The following is a 17,340-nucleotide window of genomic DNA, read 5'->3' on the forward strand; positions in this document are numbered from 1 at the left end:
CTCAATTAAACCAGGACGCCGGACTGGCGCAGGGCCTGTCGCAGCGGTTCGTGAAAGGCTTCGCTGAGGCGGGTGAGCGGCAGACGGATACCGTCCGGCATCAGGCCCATCTCGAACAGTGCCCACTTCACGGGAATAGGGTTGGATTCGATAAACAGTGTCTTGTTGAGCGGCATCAGCTTCTCGTGGATCGCACGGGCGGTCACGGCGTCGCCGGCGATGGCGGCGGCGCACAGGTCGCTCATGGCGCGCGGGGCGACGTTGGCGGTCACGGAGATATTGCCCTTGCCGCCCAACAGCATCAGCTCGACTGCGGTGGCGTCGTCACCGGAATACAGCAGGAAGTCGCTGCTCACGCCGGCCAGGATGTCCTTGGCACGCTGCAGGTCGCCGGTGGCTTCCTTGATGCCGATGATGTTCGGCACGGTGGACAGGCGGATCACGGTCTCGGCCTTCATGTCGCACGCGGTACGACCGGGCACGTTATAGAGGATTTGCGGGATGTCGACGGCTTCGGCAATGGTGCGGAAGTGCTGGTACAGGCCTTCCTGGGTCGGCTTGTTGTAGTACGGGGTGACCAGCAGGCAAGCGTCGGCGCCAGCTTTCTTGGCGTTTTTGGTCAGCTCGATGGCTTCGCGCGTCGAGTTGGCGCCCGTGCCGGCGATCACGGCGATACGCCCCGCGACACGCTTGACCACGAACTCGATCACCTGGATGTGTTCTTCCACATCGAGGGTGGCCGATTCACCAGTGGTGCCGACCGCCACGATGGCGTTGGTGCCTTCTTGCAGGTGGAAGTCCACCAGTTTGCCAAGGCTGTCCCAGTCGAGATGACCTTGTGCATCCATGGGTGTGACCAGTGCCACCATACTGCCCGCAATCATGCAACCGCTCCTGCCGGAAAAAGAGAGCCGTAATGGTACTGGCGCCAAGATGCTTGTACAAGCGAAGTACCGCCTGAGGATGCGTTCTGGCGCAACTAAACGACAGGCAATGCCATCATCGGGCCAAAGCACCGCTCGCAGGAGGGTGAAATCAAGCCGTTCACGTAATGAAAACGCCCCCTCCTATCCCTTGGCGACGCTTTTCGCTACCCTTCATGCTTTGATCGATACAGCCCTCACAGTATCGACCGCTCATCGTTTTAGGAAGGCTGCATGTCCACCCCCACAGTTCGCGAACAATTCCTTGTTATCAGTGCCCTCGGCGCCAACCCCATGGAGCTGACCAACGTCCTGTGCCGCGCCAGCCATGAAAACCGCTGTGCCGTGGTGACCTCCCGCCTGACCCGCCACGGCGAGTGCAGTGCGCTGGTCTTGCAGATTTCCGGCACCTGGGATGCCCTGGCGCGCCTGGAAACCGGCCTGCCGGGCCTGGCCAAGAAGCACGATTTCACCGTCAACGTGGTGCGCAGCGCGGCGCTGGAAAATCGCCCGCAAGCGCTTCCTTATGTGGCGTATGTCAGCTCGGCCTATCGCTCGGACATCGTCAATGAGCTGTGCCAGTTCTTCATCGACCACAACGTCGAACTGGAGAACCTGACCTGCGACACCTACCAGGCCCCGCAAACCGGCGGCACCATGCTCAACGCGACGTTCACCGTGACCTTGCCGGCCGGCGTGCAGATCAGTTGGCTGCGCGACCAGTTCCTGGATTTCGCCGATGCCCTGAACCTCGACGCGTTGATCGAGCCGTGGCGCCCACAGAACCCAATGTAAGGAAGTTTTTTCATGGCGGTAGTCATCGACAAACCCGTAGCCGATTTCGAAGCCCAGGCCACCAGTGGCCAGACCTTCAGCCTTGCCGCCCTCAAGGGCAAGCAAGTAGTGATCTACTTCTACCCGAAGGACAGCACCCCCGGCTGCACCACCGAAGGCCAGGGTTTCCGTGACCAGTACGCCGCATTCAAGGCCGCCAACACCGAAGTGTTTGGCGTGTCGCGCGACAGCGTGAAGTCCCACGAGAACTTCAAGGGCAAGCAGGAATTCCCGTTCGAGCTGATCAGCGACAAGGACGAGGCGGTTTGCCAGCTGTTTGATGTGATCAAGTTGAAGAAGCTGTACGGCAAGGAATACCTGGGCGTGGATCGCAGCACCTTCCTGATCGACAAGGACGGTGTGCTGCGCCAGGAATGGCGCGGCGTGAAAGTGCCAGGGCATGTGGATGCCGTTCTGGCCGCAGCCCAGGCATTGAACAAGGCCTGATCTGTAGCGCGAGCCATTGTGGTGCGGGACACACGCCCTCACCACAATTCTCTCCTGCCGTTACAACAACGGCGCCACCACCGGTTCCTGCCGCGGCCACGCATCCAGTACGGCCTTGAACAGCGTCGCCAGGGGAATCGCAAAGAACACCCCCCAGAATCCCCACAGCCCACCAAACAACAACACTGCGCAGATAATCGCCACAGGGTGCAGGTTGACCGCCTCCGAGAACAGCAGCGGCACCAGCACGTTGCCATCCAGGGTCTGGATGATGCCGTAGACCGCCATCAGGTAGATGAACTGGTCGCTCCAGCCCCACTGGAACAAGGCGATCAAGGTCACCGGCACCGTCACCACCACAGCGCCGACATACGGCACCACCACCGAAATACCTACCAGCAGTGCCAGCAAGGCGGCGTAATTGAGGTCCAGCGCGATAAACGCGATGTAGGTGACGCCGCCACAGATAATGATCTCTATGACTTTGCCACGAATGTAGTTGGCGATCTGCCGGTTCATTTCCTCGGCCACCCGGGTGATCAATGCCCGTTCGCGTGGCAGATAACCGCGCACCCAGCGCCCGATCATGGCGCGGTCCTTGAGGAAGAAGAACACCAGGATCGGGACGAGCACCAGGTAGATCATGATGTTGACCAGCAGCGGCAGGCTGGACAGGGAAAAGGTCAGCGCCCATTGTCCGAACTTGCCGATCTCGCCGCGCGCCACTTCTATGGCCTGCAACACCTGCTCGTCCGAGACCAGGTGCGGGTAGCGCTCCGGCAACAGCAGCAACAGCGACTGCCACTTGGCGAGCATGCCCGGCAACTCGTTGAACAACGTGATCAGTTGGTGCCACAGCAGCGGTAACACCACCACGATAAACACCACCAGCAGCCCCATGAACAAGGCGAATACCAGGCCCACTGCCGCGCCGCCCGGCAAGCGTAAACGCTCCAGCGTGGTGACCAGGCCCTGCATCAGGTAAGCCAGCACCATCCCCGCCAGTACCGGCGCCAGCATGCCACCCAAGGTGAGTACGGCCGTAAAGGCCAGGAATAGCAGGACCGCCAGCACCACGGCTTCTTCATCGGAGAAGTAGCGCTGGATCCAGTCTCGTAACACTTTGAACATCAATCAACCTCGGGCGGTAGGGGCAAACGGTTCAGGCCTTGCGCAACCAGTAACGGTACACACCGGCGGCGTCTTCTTCATGCAACAGGGTATGGCCGGCCAGCTTGGCGAAGGTACGGAAATCACGCTGGGAACCTGCGTCGGTGGCGATCACCTTGAGCACTGCACCACTGGCCAATCGATTGAGCTCCAGCTTGGCCTTGAGCAGAGGCAGCGGGCAATTGAGGCCGCTGGCATCGAGTTCGGCATCAAAGGCTACAGCGTCGGTCATGGTTTTACTCCGGACAAGCATTCGGGGTGCTTAGAATATCTGGTCCGAAGCTCAGTGTCCGGCTACAGTAAGCTCTTTGTCGAAAGGCTCTGTGCATGACTTTTTTGCGCCCTACCCTGCTGACGCTGGCTTGCCTGCTGGCCTCCCCAGGCTTCGCTGACGACCTGCCGTCACTTGGCGACGCCAGTTCTGCCATTGTCTCGCCACAACAGGAATATCAGTTGGGCCGTGCCTGGCTGGCCTATCTGCGGGGCCAGGTCTCGCAACTGAACGACCCCCAGCTCAAGGACTACGTGGAAACCAGCGTGTACAAGCTGGTGGAGACCAGCCAGGTGAATGACCGGCGCCTGGAGTTCATCCTGATCAACAGCCCGCAACTGAACGCCTTTGCTGCGCCAGGCGGTATCGTCGGCGTGAACGGCGGCCTGTTTCTCAATGCCCAGACCGAAGGGGAATATGCGTCGGTACTGGCCCACGAATTGGCTCACTTGTCCCAGCGTCACTTCGCCCGGGGTGTTGAGGCGCAGCAGCGCATGCAGATCCCGATGATGGCCGCCCTGCTCGGCGGCATCATTGCCGCCGCCGCCGGTGCAGGGGATGCCGGGATTGCTGCGATTGCCGGCACCCAGGCGGCGGCCATCCAGGAACAACGACGGTTCTCTCGGCAGAATGAACAGGAAGCGGACCGTATCGGCATCGTCAACCTGGAGAAAGCCGGCTACGACCCGCGTTCCATGCCGACCATGTTCGAACGCCTGATGCGTCAGTACCGCTTCGACGCAAAGCCGCCGGAATTTCTGCTGACGCACCCGGTGACCGAATCGCGTATCGCCGACACCCGCAACCGCGCGGAACAAGCCAAGGCCGGCGGCAAGGAAGACAGCCTGCGCTACCAGCTGATTCGCGCACGGGTACAACTGCAATACGAAGACACGTCAGGACTGGCCGCCAAGCGGTTCCAGGCGCAACTGGACGAGAATCCGAAAAACGATGTGGCGCGCTATGGCCTGGCTATCGCCCAGATCAAAGCCTCCCAGTTCAAGCAGGCACGGGAAAGCCTGCAACCCTTGCTGGCCAAGGAGCCCAACGACATCACCTACAACCTGGCGCAAATCCAACTGGATATCGACAACAACCGCTTGCCCGATGCCCAGCAACGCACAGATCGGATGCTGACCCAATATCCTGGCAACTATCCGCTGAATCAGATTCGGGTAGATCTGCTGCTTAAGCAGAACCGCACTGCCGATGCGGAAAAAGCCCTGGATGGCTTACTCAAGTCGCGCCCTGACGACCCGGACGTGTGGTATCAGGTCGCCGAGACGCGTGGCTTGTCGGGCAATATCATCGGTTTGCATCAGGCTCGTGCTGAATACTTTGCATTGGTGGGCGACTTCCAGCAGGCCATCCAGCAATTGGATTTTGCCAAACGTCGTGCCGGCAGCAATTTCCCGCTGTCGTCACGTATCGATGCACGTCAGCGTGAGCTGATCGAACAGGAACGCCTGGTTAAAGGCATGATGAGCTAAACCCATCGCCCACAAAAAAGCCCCGCCCTCGTAAAACGAAGGCGGGGCTTTTTATTGGCCGGCTGGGTTACTCGGCCAGCTTGAAGGTAATGAAGCTGGCACGCCCTTGACGAAGCACGCGCATCGATACCGAGCGGTTCTTCGGCAGTGCCTTGGCGATGTCGGTGAACTGCTTGGTGGTGTCAATCGCCTGGTTATTCAGGTGAGTGATCACGTCGCCAGGCTGCAGGCCGATCAAGGCTGCGGGGCCGTCCTGCACTTCCTTGATCACCACGCCGCTTTTGAGGTCGAAGCTTTTCTTCTGCTCATCGGTCAGCTCGGCCACGGCAATACCCAAGCGGTTACTGCTGCGCTCGGCGCCCGGCTTGGTGCTACCCAGGGCGTCCAGGGTCGCGCCTTCTTCAGGAATGGCACCTACCGTCAGTTCAACGTTCTGGCGCTTGCCATCACGAATCACTTCCAGCTTGGCCTTGCTGCCGGCCTTGAGGGCGCCGACCAGATGTGGCAAGTCTGCCGACATGACGATCGGCTGGCCGTTCATGCTCAGGATCACGTCGCCGACTTGCAGGCCACCTTTGGCAGCCGGGCCATCGTCCTGGATTTGCGCGACCAAGGCACCGGCCGGCTTGTCGAGGCCAAAGGATTCAGCCAGGTCCTTGTTCACTTCCTGGATCACCACGCCCAACCAGCCACGGCTGACCTTGCCACCGCTTTTCAGCTGATTGGAAACATCCATGGCCACGTCGATCGGGATAGCGAACGAAACGCCCATGAAACCACCGGAACGGGTGTAGATCTGCGAATTGATCCCCACCACTTCGCCCGCCAGGTTGAACAACGGGCCACCGGAGTTACCCGGATTGATCGGCACGTCGGTCTGGATGAACGGCACGTAGTTCTCGTTCGGCAGGCTGCGCCCAATGGCACTGACGATGCCCTGGGTGACGGTATGGTCAAAACCAAACGGCGAGCCGATCGCTACCACCCACTGACCAGCCTTCAGGTCCTGGGACTTGCCCAGCTTCAGCACCGGCAGGTCTTTGCCCTCGATCTTCAGCAAGGCCACATCGGAACGCGGGTCCGTGCCTACCAATTTGGCCTTCAGCTCACTGCGATCGGCCAGGCGTACGAGGATCTCATCGGCGTCGGCAATCACATGGTTATTGGTGAGGATGTAGCCATCTGGCGAGATGATGAAGCCCGAACCCAGGGACTGCGCTTCACGCTGGCCACCGCCGCCACGCGGGGTACGGGGCTGTGGCATACCACGTTCGAAGAACTCGCGCAGCATCGGCGGCAGGCCTTCCAGGTCGGGCATTTGCTGGTTGGAGACTTTGCGATCCGGCAGCTTCTGGGTGGTACTGATGTTCACCACGGCAGGCGAGGCTTGCTCAACCAATTGGGTGAAGTCAGGCAACTCGACCGCTTGCGCGGACACGGCCTGACCCAGCACCAAAACCGTGGCGACTATGGATAGGTAAGACTTCAAGCGTGGTATCGACATACAGCTCCCGTTACGACGAGCAGGGTTGAGCGACAGGGTTCAAGAAACGCCGAAAACTGCGACCGACATTTTTGTTCCGCGAACAAAACAAGGCCAGAGCCGACAAGCCCTGACCTATAAAAAACATGGGAGATTTTTGCAAGTGAAAATGCTGATCCAGACATTTCATGCTCTCGGCAGCCAACCTGGCATGGGCTTAGAGTGAAAGGTCAGGATGAACATAGGATTAACGGCTCACTGCGGGGGCGACCGGTTTTTTCTCGCCACGTACCGACAACGCGATGCGTTCGGCGGTGCCGATAGGGATTTCGCCCACAACCGTCACCATCATTTCTCCATCCACCGTATTCAGGCGGCGAGATACTGCGACCGTAGGCCCCAATTGAGTGCGAGTCTCGGTCACGCTCACATCGCTGATCGGTTCAAGAAACACCGAGAAGCGCGCCAGCCCATCTTCATACATGAGGCTGTCGACCGTGGTTTTGGTATGGGGGTCCTGGCGGGCGCTGCTATTGGTCAGGTGAAAGCCCGGCGGTAACCACTCCAGGTGCCATGTCTCGGTGGCCTTCACGTCCGCCGCCTTGGTATCGCTGGCGGCGATAGACGTGCATTCGCTGCTGGGCTGCAAGTCGCGATCATTCGGCGCGGTGGAGGTATCCAATCGAGTGAACTGAAAGCGTTCCAGCAACTGTCCTTGATCGTTCAGCAACAAGGACTTGAGCGGCAGTGCGGTTTCACGATCAAGATGCAGTTCAAAACCGTAGCGGTATTGATCGCGCGGGGTGATCGACACGATTACCGCATTACGACCGGCCACGCGGGATTTGCCGATAACGGCCAGTTCGTAGAATTGATTGAGTTTTTCAGGATCAAGCGCGCGCGAGGGTGCATCACGCGAATTACCAAGGCCGGCGACAAGAGCGCCGCTGACGCATTGAGTACGACCATCTACACGGACGACTTCCTGGGCAGAACCATCAAGCTGCAAGAGCCGCTCACGGACCTGACCATTCTGGACGCGATGCCAGATGTCATGGGTAGAAAAATTGCCATTACGTTCGTAGACAAACGTACCCTGAAAACTTTGCTGCTGCTCTGCACGCCCAAGTCGAGTTAGCCAGTCTTGCGCTTCATCGGCATGGGCGGGGAGTGCAAACCAACCACTGAGCAAAATCGTAAGGAGCGGTATGGCGCGCATAGGGCTCCTTAACGTATTAGCGGTTTTCCAGGCTTGCAGCGCGAGCGTATGGCAGAGCGCTTTCAGTGCCTTTCAAGGCGGATTCCTGTGCGTGTTGGCGCAGGTAGCCTGGAAGACGCTGATCTTGCCAGCCGGATTGCCCTTGCAACACACCGTTAGCCATAGGGCCGGTAGTGTCAGAGCTTTCCTTGTAGCCGGCCAGTACCGCCGGGCCTTTGACTTGCGGGCCGGCCATGACCGGTTGCTGAGTCTGCTGGGCCAGTTCGGCACCAGCGATTTCGTCCTGGTTGTACAGGCGAACACCGGCCAGCACTGCAACAGTTACCGAGGCAGCTACTGCAAGGCGACCGAGGCTACGCCAAGGACCACGAGCAGCCTTTGCCGGAACGGCTTCATCAGCCAGCGCGGCAGAAACAGCCGCAGCAATATCCAGACGAGGGATTAGAAGATCCTTGTGCATCACCGCCCGAGCGACTTGGTAACGAGACCAGGTATCACGGGTTTCGGCATCATCAAATGCATTAAGCACTCGACGAAGTTCCAGTTCATCCGCTTCGTTATCCATCACTGCGGACAGCGATTCCTGCAGGGCATCACGACTCATGGCGGTTCCTCTCTTGGCTGTCGCCGCTGTCTTTAGTTTTCCTGCAACAACGGTTGCAAGGCTTTATCGATGGCTTCCCGGGCCCGGAAAATCCGTGACCTTACAGTCCCCACCGGACACTGCATGACACTCGCAATGTCTTCATAACTCAGACCATCGAATTCACGTAAAGTTAACGCCGTACGCAAATCTTCTGGCAGTTGCTGAATTGTGCGATGAACGGTGCCTTCGATCTCGTCGCGCAGCAATGCACGCTCCGGCGACTCGAGATCTTTGAGGCCGTGATCACCATCGTAAAATTCTGCATCTTCTGAACTTACATCGCTATCCGGTGGGCGGCGTCCGCGAGACACCAGATAGTTCTTCGCCGTGTTGATGGCGATGCGGTAGAGCCACGTATAAAACGCACTATCACCGCGAAAATTGCCAAGTGCACGGTACGCCTTGATAAAGGCTTCCTGTGCAACGTCCTGCGCTTCATGGGTGTCGTGCACAAACCGCACGATCAACCCGAGAATTTTGTGCTGGTATTTCAGCACTAGCAGATCAAATGCTCGCTTGTCGCCGCGTTGAACGCGCTCGACCAGCTGCTGATCCTCTTCCTGGGTTAGCATGAACACTCCTCGTTGTACTTGAAGGAGGCTTGCATAACTAAACGATCAGGCTTGCAAACATAGACTCGGACTTTTCGCAAAAGTTCTCCCCCTCCAAGCAAGTTTCCGGCATGCACTGATTTGGCACACACGAAAAACGCAGCACGGGTATCGCCGGCTGCGCGAATAATCTTGTCGTCGGTTTTCTGACGCGTCCAATGCTCCCGACGGGCCAATAAACTCAACGTTTTCCCAGCTTTCGGGCAACCTGCTATTGAGTCGAGGCTTATGCAAAAAGTTCCCGCTTCAATAACCGGCTGATTTTACCCGAGCCGCGCACCGTAATCTCACATTGCCACGAATGCCCGGCTATTGTGCCGCTCCCCCCCTCTATATACTAGTGGCCCGTGTGACCCTTTGATTCGCCGATCCAGGCGTCCTGTTTGCGCCAGCCCTTTGGATCGCTTTTTGCGGAATCCTTCAAATGAGCCAACAGTTTCAACACGATGTCCTGGTGATCGGCAGCGGCGCGGCCGGCCTGAGCCTTGCATTGACACTTCCCAGCCACCTGCGCATTGCAGTACTGAGCAAGGGCGACCTGGCCAACGGCTCGACATTCTGGGCCCAAGGCGGTGTCGCCGCCGTGCTGGACGACACCGACACGGTGCAATCCCACGTCGAAGACACCCTCAATGCCGGCGGCGGCCTGTGCGACGAAGACGCCGTGCGCTTCACTGTCGAGCATAGCCGCGAAGCGATCCAATGGCTGATTGACCAGGGGGTGCCCTTCACCCGCGATGAACACGCCGGCAGCGATGACGGCGGCTTCGAGTTCCACCTGACACGCGAAGGCGGCCACAGCCATCGCCGTATCATCCACGCCGCCGACGCCACCGGCGCCGCCATCTTCAAGACCTTGCTCGACCAGGCCCGCCAACGCCCCAACATCGAACTGCTGGAACAACGCGTCGCCGTCGACCTGATCACCGAGAAACGCCTAGGCCTGAATGGCGAGCGCTGCCTCGGCGCCTACGTGCTCAACCGCACCAGCGGTGAAGTCGACACCTACGGCGCGCGCTTCACCATCCTCGCCTCAGGCGGCGCAGCCAAGGTCTACCTCTATACCAGCAACCCCGACGGCGCCTGCGGCGACGGCATCGCCATGGCCTGGCGTTCGGGCTGCCGGGTGGCCAACCTGGAATTCAACCAGTTCCACCCCACGTGCCTGTATCACCCGCAGGCCAAGAGTTTCCTGATCACCGAAGCCCTGCGCGGCGAAGGTGCACACCTCAAGCTACCGAACGGTGAGCGCTTCATGCAGCGCTTCGACCCGCGCGCCGAGCTGGCCCCACGAGATATCGTCGCCCGCGCCATCGACCATGAAATGAAGCGCCTGGGCATCGACTGCGTCTACCTGGACATCAGCCACAAGCCCGAAGCCTTCATCAAGAGCCACTTCCCGACCGTCTACGAGCGCTGCCTGGCGTTCAACATCGACATCACCAAAGGCCCGATCCCCGTGGTACCGGCCGCGCACTACACTTGCGGCGGCGTGATGGTCGACCAGCATGGCCGCACCGACGTACCCGGCCTCTATGCGATTGGCGAAACCAGCTTCACCGGCCTGCACGGCGCCAACCGCATGGCCAGCAACTCGCTGCTCGAATGTTTCGTCTACGCCCGCTCGGCCGCGGCGGACATTCTCGAACAACTGCCACGCATTCCCGTACCGGCTGCCCTGCCCCGCTGGGATGCCAGCCAGGTTACCGATTCGGACGAAGACGTGATCATCGCCCACAACTGGGACGAGCTGCGGCGCTTCATGTGGGACTACGTAGGGATCGTGCGCACCAACAAGCGCCTGCAAAGGGCTCAGCACCGGGTGCGCCTGCTGCTGGATGAGATTGATGAGTTCTACAGCAACTATAAGGTCAGCCGCGACCTGATCGAACTGCGCAACCTGGCCCAGGTTGCCGAGCTGATGATCCGCTCGGCCATGGAACGCAAGGAGAGCCGGGGCCTGCATTACACCCTCGACTACCCGCAGATGCTACCCGAGGCCCGCGACACTATTCTGGTGCCAACCACCTACGGCGGCTGAACTTCAGGCGAACCCGCAGGCGCCGGTGCACATCGGCGGCCTGCGCATCCCTCGGCACACAGACCGAACGTACCCACCACTCGCCCTGCACGCGATAGCGCAACACGACAACCAGCGGCAACGCCAGGCTGTCGGGTCGCAGTTGCACGCGATGCCAACCGCGCTCACTGCTGAATAACTGCCAACCCTCTTCATCGCGACGCAGGCCACGAATCGACGAACGGTGAGTCAGCCGGACATGCCGCGGCAACACCCAGGCCGCGTGGGCCAGGCATACCAGCACGCCAAGGAAAGCAAAGGGAACGTCGAGAACCAACAGGGCACCCAGCGCGAAAAGCTGGGCAAGCACATAGGCCGCCAGCAACAGCCGTGAGGCCTGCCAGCGGCATTCGAAACGATTACTTGGGCTGGACACGATCCAGGATCATCCGGACCATGCGCTGCAACTCAGGATCTTCCGACTCGGCCCGCTCCATGAACCAGCCAAACATGTCCTGATCTTCGCAAGTCAGCAGCCTGACGTAGAGATCGCGATCTTCCTTATTGAGCGTCGCGTACACCTCTTTGGTAAAGGGCACCAACAACACATCCAGCTCAAGCATGCCACGACGGCTGTGCCAGTAGAGACGATTGATTTCTACATCTTCGACCATGGAGCGCTCCTCAAATAGGGCGCAAGTATACAGGCCCGACGGCACCGGAACAGTCGGCTTTGGTCGCCCCATATGGAAACTATCCATTTGCCGGGCGCCCCTCTATGATGCACCCATGACTTTTTGACCTGCGATGACCCATGGCTGACTCTGCTTTCTTCTGCCCCCTGTCCCACGAAGGCGTTCTCGCCGTCCGCGGCTCCGACGCTGCCAAGTTCCTGCAGGGACAACTCACCTGCAACCTCAATTACCTGAGCGACACCCAGGCCAGCCTCGGTGCGCGCTGCACGCAAAAAGGCCGCATGCAGTCGAGCTTCCGCATCCTGTTGCAGGGCGACGGCGTGCTCCTGGCCATGGCCACCGAGCTGCTCGAACCGCAGTTGGCGGACCTGAAAAAATATGCGGTGTTCTCCAAGTCCAAGCTCACCGACGAAAGCACCGCCTGGGTGCGTTTCGGTGTGGCCAACGGCGATCAAGCGCTGGCCAGTCTTGGCCTTGAGCTGGCGGCGGAGACGGACAACGTTGCCCGTACCGAACACCTGATCGCCATTCGTGTCTCCCCGGCCCGCGCCGAACTCTGGGTGCCCGCCGAGCACGCCGACAGCGTGCGCAGCCAATTGGCCGCACAGTTGACACAAGCCGAGCTGAATGACTGGCTGCTGGGCCAGATCCGCGCCGGTATCGGCCAGGTCATGCCCCAGACCCGCGAACTGTTCATCCCGCAGATGCTCAACCTGCAAGCGGTGGGCGGCGTCAGCTTCAAGAAAGGCTGCTACACCGGCCAGGAAATCGTCGCGCGCATGCAGTACCTCGGCAAGCTCAAGCGTCGCCTGTACCGCTTGTCCCTCAATGCGGCTGAACTGCCCGAGCCAGGCACCCCGCTGTTTTCCCCCAGCCACAACAGTGCGATCGGCGAAGTGGTGATTGCGGCAAAAGCTGACCAAGTGATTGAACTTCTGGCGGTATTGCAAGCCGAAGCTGCCGATAGTGGCGATGTGCATATAGGCACACTGGAAGGCACCAATCTGCAACTGCTGGATCTGCCCTACACGCTGGACCGCGATCGTGAGATCCAGCGTTAGTCGCCGTATTTTTCTGCAACACCCTAGAGAGCATGAATGAACAAACTGGCGGAAAAAGTCCAAAAGGCGTTGGTCAAGGCCATCGCCAACGATGACCTGGTTCTGCCGACATTGCCGGAAGTGGCCCTGAATATCCGTCAGGCCGCTGAAGACCCGGAAATCAGCATCAGCCACTTGAGCAAAGTGATCGGCCGCGACACGGCGCTGTCGGCGCGCCTGATCAAAGTAGTCAACAGCCCGCTGTTGCGCGCTACCCAGGAAGTCACCGACCTGCACACCGCCATCACCCGGCTGGGCACCAACTACAGCAGTAACCTGGCCATCGGCCTGGTCATGGAACAGATCTTCCACGCCCGCTCCGAGGTGGTCGAACAGAAAATGCGCGATGTGTGGCGCCGCAGCCTCGAAGTGGCCGGCGTCAGCTATGCCCTGTGCCGCAGCCACAGCCAGCTCAAGCCAGACCAGGCAGCGCTGGGCGGCCTGGTGCACCAGATCGGCGTGCTGCCGATCCTGACCTACGCCGAAGACCACTACGAGTTGCTGTCCGACCCGGTCAGCCTCAACCACGTGATCGACAGCATCCACCCGGTGCTCGGTGACAAGTTGCTGGGTGGCTGGGACTTCCCGGAAATGCTGGCGAAGCTGCCGGGCCAATACCTGAACCTGGAACGCGATTCAGCCAGCCTCGACTACATCGACCTGGTGCAGATCGCCGTGTTGTATTGCCATCACGGCACCGATCATCCGCTGGCAAAGGTGGATGTCTCCAGCGTGCCTGCGATGAAGAAACTGCGGGTTGACCCCTACAGCGAGAAGCTGCGTGCCGAGCTGGATGAAGCACGCGCAATGTTCGATTGATCAACCGGCGATAAAACTCACCCGCACCTTCAAGCCCGCCTGCTCGCCATCGTGCAGACTGATCTGCGCCAGATGCGCGCGACAGATTTCGCCGACGATCGCCAGCCCCAGGCCAGAGCCCATGCCTTGCTGGCTACGGCGGTAGAAGCGTTCGAACACCCGGTCGCGCTCATCCAGCGGAATACCCGGGCCGTCATCTTCCACTTCCAGTACCGCCGGCGCCGTCACCCGCAGGATCACGTTGCCGCCCGGTGGCGTGTGCGCCAGGGCGTTGTCCACCAGGTTACTCAACAGCTCATTGAGCAGCGTCGGCTCGCCGCGCAACCACACCGGCTCATCAGCCTCCAGCGCCAGTGCTACACCGCGCGCATGGGCCAACGGCGCCATGGCCATGCCCAGTTCACGGGCCAATTGGCTGAGGTCCAGCAACTGCGCACCGCCTTCGGCAATCGCCCGGGCACCATTTTCGATGCGCGCCAGGGACAACAACTGATTGGCCAGATGGGTCAACCGATCGGTGCCTTGGGCGGCAGTTTCCAGGGTACTGCGCCAGATCGCTGGATCTTCGGCGCGCAGCCCCAATTCCAGACGGGCCTTGAGCGCCGCCAGCGGAGTGCGCAATTCATGGGATGCATCGGCAATAAACTGCGCCTGACGCTCGAATTGGCCGCGCAGGCGTTCGGTGAAGTGGTTGAGGGAACGCACCAACGGGCCGAACTCATGCTGAACCTCCACCAACGGCAACGGCCGCAAGTCGTCGGGCTGGCGCTCTTCCACCGCCGTGCGCAGGCGCTCCAGCGGGCGCAACGCGGCGCTGACGGCAAACCACACCAACAGCAACGCGCCGATGGCGAGCATGCCCAGGCGCAGCAAGGTGTCGGCCATCAAGCTGCGAGCCATGCTCACGCGGGCTTCATCGGTCTCAGCCACGCGGATTTCCGCCATGCCGTTCATGTTCGGTTCGGAGACCGCCTTGAGCAGGCTGACCACCCGCACTTCCTGGCCCTGGTACTTCGCGTTGTAGAAGCGCGCCAGCGCCGGATAATCGTCGGTGCGCGGTGTACCGGGGGGCGGGCCGGGGAGGTTTTCGTAGCCGGAAATCAACTTCTGATCAATGTCATTGACCTGGTAATAGATACGCCCGGCGCTGTCGTAGGCAAAGGTGTCCAGGGCGACATAGGGCACGTTGGCGCTGAGGGTGCCGTCCACTTGGGTCAGGCCGGCCGCGATGGTCCGCGCCGAGGCCAGCAGCGTACGGTCATAGGCGGTGTCGGCCGCCTCGCGACCGTTCCAGTAGGCACTCATGCCACTGGCGAGCATCAACAGCACCAGCAACAGCGCCAGGTTCCACAGCAGGCGCCAGCGCAGGCTGCTGGGCTTATGCATCGCGGGCTTCCAGCAGGTAGCCAAGGCCACGGAACGTCACGATGGCGATGGGTTGGCCATCGAGTTTCTTGCGCAGGCGGTGCACGTAGATTTCGATGGCATCGGGGCTGGCCTCTTCGTCCAGACCGAACACCTGGGAGGCCAACTGTTCCTTGCTCATCACCCGGCCTGGACGGGCGATCAGCGCTTCAAGCACGGCCTGCTCGCGGGAGGTCAACGTCATCAGCTCGCCGCCCACGGTGAAACGGCGGGTGTCGAGGTCATAAACCAGCACACCACACGCCTGCTGGCGCTCGCCGCCCAACACACTGCGGCGCAGCAGCGCCTTGACCCGGGCTTCCAGCTCGGTCAGTTCGAAGGGTTTGGCCAGGTAATCATCGGCGCCCAGGTTCAGGCCATGCACGCGGTCCTTCACATCGCTGCGCGCGGTCAGCATCAGCACCGGCAGGTTTTTTCCACGTGCCCGCAAGCGCGCCAGCACCTCGAAACCGTCCATGCGGGGCAGGCCCACGTCCAGGATGGCGACCGCGTAATCCTCACTGCTCAAAGCCAGGTCGGCGGCCACGCCGTCATGCAATACGTCAACGGTCAAACCCGTGCTCTTGAGCGCTTGGGCGACGCTTTCGGCGAGTTGCAGATGGTCTTCAACCAGAAGGACACGCATGGATTTCTACCTTATTCGGACGTGATCGACGCCACGCTTTGCCGGGCAGTTTACAGGCGCCGACTGCCCTGTGAAGCCTGAAAACATTGAAAGGCCGCTGAAAGGTTAGTGAAAGCTTCGCCCTTTAGCATCCAGCCACGGTAGGTCATGCCTGCCGAGCGACCTGATGGGTCGCGCCCGAAAAACGCCTCGAAGCGTTTTCGCCAAAATAAGAACAATAACGGAGTGCACCACGATGCTGTCGACACAGCCCCAGGCTTGCCCGCCTGTTCGTATTCCCCGCCTGACCCACACCGCCCTTGCCAGTGCCGCTGCCCTTGCCGGCTTTTCGCCGCTTAGCCAGGCTGCCTTCTTCGAAGACAGTAGCGCGACCCTGGAAACCCGCAACATGTACTTCAACCGCGACTTTCGCGACGGCACCAGCGCCCAACAATCCAAGCGCGACGAATGGGCCCAGGGCTTCATGCTCAACCTGCAATCGGGCTACACCGACGGCACCGTCGGCTTTGGCGTGGATGCGCTGGGCATGCTCGGGGTCAAGCTCGACTCCAGCCCCGACCGCACCGGTACCGGCCTGCTGCCCACCCACGACGATGGTCGCGCCGCCAACGAGTACTCCAAGCTGGGCCTGACCGGCAAAGTGAAAATTTCCGCCACCGAGCTGAAGATCGGTTCGCTGATGCCCGAGTTGCCGATCCTCAAGCCCAACGACGGTCGCATCCTGCCGCAGACCTTCAACGGTGGGCTGATCACCTCCAAGGAATTCAAGAACCTGGTGTTCACGGGTGGCCGCCTCGACAAGGCCAAGGACCGCGACGACACCAACTACGAGGACATCGCCCTCAACAACAAGAACAGCCGCTTCCTCAGCGGCGCCACCGGCAAGCATTTCAACTTCGGCGGTGTCGACTACAAGTTCGCCGACAAGATCACCGGCAGCTACCACTTCGCCCAACTCGATGACGTGTACCGCCAGCACTTCCTCGGCCTGGTCGCCGCGCGTCCGATGGGCCCCGGCACCTTCGCCACCGACCTGCGCCTGGCGATCAGCGATGACGCAGGCGCAGCCCGTGGCGGCAAGATCGACAACACCTCCCTCAATGGCCTGTTCAGTTATGCGCTCAATGGCCATAAGCTCAGCGCCGGCTACCAGCATATGTCCGGCGACAGCGCCTTTCCGTATGTGGATGGCAGCGACCCGTACCTGGTCAACTTCGTGCAGATCAACGACTTTGCCGGCGCCGAAGAGCGTTCCTGGCAGGCGCGCTACGACTACGACTTCGCCAAGCTGGGGATCCCAGGCCTGAGTTTCATGAGCCGTTACCTGTCCGGTGACAACATCAAGCTGCGCAACGGCGACACCGGCAAGGAATGGGAACGCAACAGCGAGATCAAGTACGTGGTGCAAAGCGGCACGTTCAAGGATGTCGCCGTGCGCCTGCGCAATGCCACCTACCGTTCCAACTATTCAGCCCGTGATGCGGATGAAATGCGCCTGCTGGTCAGCTACAGCGTTGCGCTCTGGTAAGTAGTGCCTGGTAAGCCACTCATAACAACAAAGA

18 protein-coding genes are annotated in these 17,340 nt (G+C 60.4%); 7 read left to right on the forward strand and 11 right to left on the reverse strand.

The window, feature by feature from the left end:
- Window positions 1–5: 5 nt before the first annotated feature.
- A complete protein-coding gene (gene dapA / locus J1G35_RS21800; protein WP_053136795.1) occupies window positions 6–884 on the reverse strand; it encodes a 4-hydroxy-tetrahydrodipicolinate synthase in 879 nt (292 codons plus the stop codon).
- 273 nt (window positions 885–1,157) lie between these two features.
- Here dapA and J1G35_RS21805 point away from each other — a divergent pair, with 273 nt between their 5' ends.
- Both J1G35_RS21805 and J1G35_RS21810 read left to right on the forward strand, forming a co-directional pair.
- Entirely contained in the window at window positions 1,158–1,718 is a 561-nt protein-coding gene (locus J1G35_RS21805) for a glycine cleavage system protein R (protein WP_003172487.1), read from the forward strand.
- Window positions 1,719–1,730: 12 nt separating this feature from the next.
- Window positions 1,731–2,204, forward strand: coding sequence for a peroxiredoxin (locus J1G35_RS21810; RefSeq protein ID WP_065928211.1), 474 nt, complete (start codon window positions 1,731–1,733; stop codon window positions 2,202–2,204).
- Window positions 2,205–2,264: 60 nt separating this feature from the next.
- On the opposite strand, the gene J1G35_RS21815 is transcribed toward J1G35_RS21810, so the two are convergent.
- Window positions 2,265–3,335 carry an AI-2E family transporter gene (locus J1G35_RS21815; protein ID WP_053136801.1) on the reverse strand — a complete coding sequence of 357 codons (1,071 nt, stop codon included), beginning with the start codon at window positions 3,333–3,335 and terminating at the stop codon, window positions 2,265–2,267.
- A 31-nt stretch (window positions 3,336–3,366) separates the two neighbouring features.
- Window positions 3,367–3,606: a sulfurtransferase TusA family protein gene (locus tag J1G35_RS21820; RefSeq protein WP_010212198.1), complete on the reverse strand. Its 240-nt coding sequence runs from the start codon at window positions 3,604–3,606 to the stop codon at window positions 3,367–3,369.
- A gap of 95 nt (window positions 3,607–3,701) precedes the next feature.
- Between J1G35_RS21820 and J1G35_RS21825 the strand changes: the two genes are divergently transcribed.
- Window positions 3,702–5,135, forward strand: a complete 1,434-nt coding sequence (locus J1G35_RS21825) for a M48 family metalloprotease (RefSeq protein WP_053136804.1) — start codon at window positions 3,702–3,704, stop codon at window positions 5,133–5,135.
- 67 nt (window positions 5,136–5,202) lie between these two features.
- On the opposite strand, the gene J1G35_RS21830 is transcribed toward J1G35_RS21825, so the two are convergent.
- The 4 genes from J1G35_RS21830 to rpoE all read right to left on the reverse strand — a co-directional run bounded on the left by J1G35_RS21830 (window position 5,203) and on the right by rpoE (window position 9,055).
- Window positions 5,203–6,639, reverse strand: a complete 1,437-nt coding sequence (locus J1G35_RS21830; RefSeq protein ID WP_053136807.1) for a DegQ family serine endoprotease — start codon at window positions 6,637–6,639, stop codon at window positions 5,203–5,205.
- Between the two features lie 226 nt (window positions 6,640–6,865).
- Window positions 6,866–7,837 carry a MucB/RseB C-terminal domain-containing protein gene (locus J1G35_RS21835; protein ID WP_223015979.1) on the reverse strand — a complete coding sequence of 324 codons (972 nt, stop codon included), beginning with the start codon at window positions 7,835–7,837 and terminating at the stop codon, window positions 6,866–6,868.
- Window positions 7,838–7,853: 16 nt separating this feature from the next.
- Complete coding sequence (locus J1G35_RS21840) at window positions 7,854–8,441, reverse strand: RseA family anti-sigma factor (RefSeq protein ID WP_003172479.1); 588 nt, start codon at window positions 8,439–8,441, stop codon at window positions 7,854–7,856.
- 32 nt (window positions 8,442–8,473) lie between these two features.
- Complete coding sequence (gene rpoE, locus J1G35_RS21845; RefSeq protein WP_003172477.1) at window positions 8,474–9,055, reverse strand: RNA polymerase sigma factor RpoE; 582 nt, start codon at window positions 9,053–9,055, stop codon at window positions 8,474–8,476.
- 463 nt (window positions 9,056–9,518) lie between these two features.
- Here rpoE and nadB point away from each other — a divergent pair, with 463 nt between their 5' ends.
- Window positions 9,519–11,135, forward strand: a complete 1,617-nt coding sequence (gene nadB, locus J1G35_RS21850) for an L-aspartate oxidase (protein WP_223015980.1) — start codon at window positions 9,519–9,521, stop codon at window positions 11,133–11,135.
- On the opposite strand, the gene J1G35_RS21855 is transcribed toward nadB, so the two are convergent.
- The gene (locus tag J1G35_RS21855; protein ID WP_223015981.1) at window positions 11,104–11,550 is read right to left on the reverse strand and encodes a protein YgfX; all 447 of its coding nucleotides are present in this window, start codon (window positions 11,548–11,550) and stop codon (window positions 11,104–11,106) included. The two genes, nadB and J1G35_RS21855, sit on opposite strands and share 32 nt — an antisense overlap.
- Window positions 11,534–11,788, reverse strand: coding sequence for a succinate dehydrogenase assembly factor 2 (locus tag J1G35_RS21860; protein WP_027604321.1), 255 nt, complete (start codon window positions 11,786–11,788; stop codon window positions 11,534–11,536). Before J1G35_RS21860 ends, J1G35_RS21855 begins: the two co-directional genes overlap by 17 nt.
- A gap of 140 nt (window positions 11,789–11,928) precedes the next feature.
- On the opposite strand from J1G35_RS21860, the gene J1G35_RS21865 reads away from it, so the two are divergent.
- On the forward strand, window positions 11,929–12,870 hold the full coding sequence (locus J1G35_RS21865) for a folate-binding protein YgfZ (protein ID WP_223015982.1): 942 nt from the start codon (window positions 11,929–11,931) through the stop codon (window positions 12,868–12,870).
- Between the two features lie 36 nt (window positions 12,871–12,906).
- A complete protein-coding gene (locus tag J1G35_RS21870; protein ID WP_053136828.1) occupies window positions 12,907–13,728 on the forward strand; it encodes an HDOD domain-containing protein in 822 nt (273 codons plus the stop codon).
- Here J1G35_RS21870 and J1G35_RS21875 read toward each other — a convergent pair whose 3' ends face one another.
- Window positions 13,729–15,114 carry a sensor histidine kinase gene (locus J1G35_RS21875; RefSeq protein ID WP_053136831.1) on the reverse strand — a complete coding sequence of 462 codons (1,386 nt, stop codon included), beginning with the start codon at window positions 15,112–15,114 and terminating at the stop codon, window positions 13,729–13,731.
- Window positions 15,107–15,778 carry a response regulator gene (locus J1G35_RS21880; protein ID WP_027604325.1) on the reverse strand — a complete coding sequence of 224 codons (672 nt, stop codon included), beginning with the start codon at window positions 15,776–15,778 and terminating at the stop codon, window positions 15,107–15,109. Before J1G35_RS21880 ends, J1G35_RS21875 begins: the two co-directional genes overlap by 8 nt.
- Before the next feature lie 235 nt (window positions 15,779–16,013).
- On the opposite strand from J1G35_RS21880, the gene J1G35_RS21885 reads away from it, so the two are divergent.
- On the forward strand, window positions 16,014–17,306 hold the full coding sequence (locus J1G35_RS21885) for an OprD family porin (protein WP_223015983.1): 1,293 nt from the start codon (window positions 16,014–16,016) through the stop codon (window positions 17,304–17,306).
- Window positions 17,307–17,340 lie beyond the last annotated feature (34 nt).

It is taken from the genome of Pseudomonas sp. SH10-3B (assembly GCF_019891415.1).
Taxonomy (GTDB): Bacteria; Pseudomonadota; Gammaproteobacteria; order Pseudomonadales; family Pseudomonadaceae; genus Aquipseudomonas.

Excerpts from the sequence above, each read along its gene's own strand:
- dapA (WP_053136795.1), bottom strand. The coding sequence starts at position 884 with ATGATTGCGGGCAGTATGGTGGCACTGGTCACACCCATGGATGCACAA.
- J1G35_RS21805 (WP_003172487.1), top strand. The coding sequence starts at position 1,158 with ATGTCCACCCCCACAGTTCGCGAACAATTCCTTGTTATCAGTGCCCTC.
- J1G35_RS21810 (WP_065928211.1), top strand. The coding sequence starts at position 1,731 with ATGGCGGTAGTCATCGACAAACCCGTAGCCGATTTCGAAGCCCAGGCC.
- J1G35_RS21815 (WP_053136801.1), bottom strand. The coding sequence starts at position 3,335 with ATGTTCAAAGTGTTACGAGACTGGATCCAGCGCTACTTCTCCGATGAA.
- J1G35_RS21820 (WP_010212198.1), bottom strand. The coding sequence starts at position 3,606 with ATGACCGACGCTGTAGCCTTTGATGCCGAACTCGATGCCAGCGGCCTC.
- J1G35_RS21825 (WP_053136804.1), top strand. The coding sequence starts at position 3,702 with ATGACTTTTTTGCGCCCTACCCTGCTGACGCTGGCTTGCCTGCTGGCC.
- J1G35_RS21830 (WP_053136807.1), bottom strand. The coding sequence starts at position 6,639 with ATGTCGATACCACGCTTGAAGTCTTACCTATCCATAGTCGCCACGGTT.
- J1G35_RS21835 (WP_223015979.1), bottom strand. The coding sequence starts at position 7,837 with ATGCGCGCCATACCGCTCCTTACGATTTTGCTCAGTGGTTGGTTTGCA.
- J1G35_RS21840 (WP_003172479.1), bottom strand. The coding sequence starts at position 8,441 with ATGAGTCGTGATGCCCTGCAGGAATCGCTGTCCGCAGTGATGGATAAC.
- rpoE (WP_003172477.1), bottom strand. The coding sequence starts at position 9,055 with ATGCTAACCCAGGAAGAGGATCAGCAGCTGGTCGAGCGCGTTCAACGC.
- nadB (WP_223015980.1), top strand. The coding sequence starts at position 9,519 with ATGAGCCAACAGTTTCAACACGATGTCCTGGTGATCGGCAGCGGCGCG.
- J1G35_RS21860 (WP_027604321.1), bottom strand. The coding sequence starts at position 11,788 with ATGGTCGAAGATGTAGAAATCAATCGTCTCTACTGGCACAGCCGTCGT.
- J1G35_RS21865 (WP_223015982.1), top strand. The coding sequence starts at position 11,929 with ATGGCTGACTCTGCTTTCTTCTGCCCCCTGTCCCACGAAGGCGTTCTC.
- J1G35_RS21870 (WP_053136828.1), top strand. The coding sequence starts at position 12,907 with ATGAACAAACTGGCGGAAAAAGTCCAAAAGGCGTTGGTCAAGGCCATC.
- J1G35_RS21875 (WP_053136831.1), bottom strand. The coding sequence starts at position 15,114 with ATGCATAAGCCCAGCAGCCTGCGCTGGCGCCTGCTGTGGAACCTGGCG.
- J1G35_RS21880 (WP_027604325.1), bottom strand. The coding sequence starts at position 15,778 with ATGCGTGTCCTTCTGGTTGAAGACCATCTGCAACTCGCCGAAAGCGTC.
- J1G35_RS21885 (WP_223015983.1), top strand. The coding sequence starts at position 16,014 with ATGCTGTCGACACAGCCCCAGGCTTGCCCGCCTGTTCGTATTCCCCGC.